The sequence below is a fragment of the Tropicimonas sp. genome (assembly GCF_047971885.1).
Classification (GTDB): domain Bacteria; phylum Pseudomonadota; class Alphaproteobacteria; order Rhodobacterales; family Rhodobacteraceae; genus Tropicimonas.
This window is the reverse complement of record NZ_JBKEAE010000157.1, coordinates 1-1,749: the sequence shown is the minus strand read 5'-3', so window position 1 is coordinate 1,749 and position 1,749 is coordinate 1. Positions and strand designations below refer to the sequence as shown.

At 65.8% G+C, this 1,749-nt stretch carries 2 protein-coding genes; both read right to left on the bottom strand.

From position 1 onward, the window contains the following. Window positions 1–1,478, bottom strand: a 1,478-nt coding sequence (gene secD, locus ACK5IR_RS13410) for a protein translocase subunit SecD (RefSeq protein WP_416929678.1), incomplete at its 3' end; no start/stop codon positions are given. Window positions 1,479–1,503: 25 nt separating this feature from the next. Further along, window positions 1,504–1,749 (bottom strand): preprotein translocase subunit YajC (yajC, locus tag ACK5IR_RS13405; protein ID WP_416929677.1); only part of this gene is annotated, 246 nt, incomplete at its 5' end.

Genomic DNA, 1,749 nt, shown 5'->3' with positions numbered 1-1,749 from the left:
TCGACGATGGCCGACATCGCGCGCTCATAGCCCAGTTCGATGGCGCGTGCCGGGCCGCGGGCGGTTTTCAGCTCTTCGCGGATCCGCTCGAATACCAGTACGTTGGCGTCAACCGCCATGCCGATGGTCAGCACGATACCGGCGATGCCGGGCAGGGTCAGCGTTGCGCCGATCGCCGACAGCACGCCAAAGATCATCCCCATGTTGATCGCCAGCGCGATCGAGGCAAAGACGCCGAACAACCCGTAGGACAGCACCATCAGCACGATCACCGCGACAAACCCGACAACCGAGGCCAGCCGGCCGGCGTCGATGCTGTCCTGCCCCAGTTCGGGGCCGATGGTGCGTTCCTCGAGGAACTCCATCTTGGCCGGCAGGGCGCCGGCGCGCAGCAGAACGGCAAGCTGTGTCGAATCCTCGATGGTGAAGTTGCCGGTGATGATCCCCGAGCCGCCGGCGATATGGTCCTGGATGACGGGGGCCGAGATCACCTCGTTGTCGAGCACGATGGCAAAGGGCTCGCCGACATGTCCGGCGGTATAGTCGCCGAACTTGCGCGCACCCGTCGGGTTGAAGCGGAAGCTGACCGCCGGCCGGCCGTTCTGGTCGAACGAGGGCTGGGCATCGGTCAACTGGTCGCCCGAGACGACGGTTTCCTGTTCGAGGATATAGAAAACGCCCCTCTCGTCCATCGACGGGGCAACAAAATTGCGCGCTCCGGGGCTGGCTCCGGCGTCGCTGGTACGGCTCACCACCCCGTGGAAGGTCAGCTTGGCGGTGGTTCCGATCAGTTGCTTCAACTCGTCGGCCGATCCGATGCCGGGCACCTGGATGACGATCCGGCTGTCGCCCTGACGCACGATGGTCGGCTCGCGGGTGCCGACCTCGTCGACCCGCCGGCGCACGATCTCGAGGCTCTGGCGCACCGTCCGGTCGTCCATCGCCTGCTTTTCGGCATCCGAAAGCGTCACCGTCAGGGTATCGCCCTGCCCTGTCACCACGATGTCGTTCGACCCCGCCCCGGTCAGGCTGAGGATCGGCTGCGACAGGCCGCGCACCACCTCGATGGCGCGGGCCATGCCCTCGGGTTCGCCGATCCTGACCCGCAATTCGCCCAGCGGCGCATCGACCCGGCGGATCGCGCCAACCGTGTCGCGCTCGTCGCGCAGGCCGTCGCGCACTTCGGGCCAGAAGGCGTCCATCCGGTCGGCATAGACATCCTCGACCTGCACATCGGCCAGCAGATAAGCGCCGCCGCGCAGATCGAGCCCGAGGTTGACGAGATTCGACGGCAGCCACGACGGCCATCCGGCGGCATCGGCCGCCCGGTCCGGCGTCTCGCCCGCTGCCGCGATGACCTTGACCGCATCGTTGTGGCGTTCGACCCGCTGGTAGAACAGGTTCGGCATCGCCATGACCAGAGCCACGACGACAACGCCCCAGATCAGCAGGCGTTTCCAGGTTGGGAACTGAAGCATGGAGAAAGCCCTGTTGGGGAGTACGTCAGCCTTCCGAGGCCGGCTCTGTCTTGCTGAGTACCTGGGCAACGGTGGCGCGGACGATGCGCACCTTCGTGCCCTCGGCAATCTCGACCTCCAGCTCGCCGTCGTCCTTGACCTTGCTCACCTTGCCGATGATGCCGCCCTGGGTGACGATCTGATCGCCCCGGCGCAGTTCCGACACCATCTTCTGATGCGCCTTGAGCTTCTTCTGCTGCGGCCGGATCAGCAGGAAATACATGATGGCGAA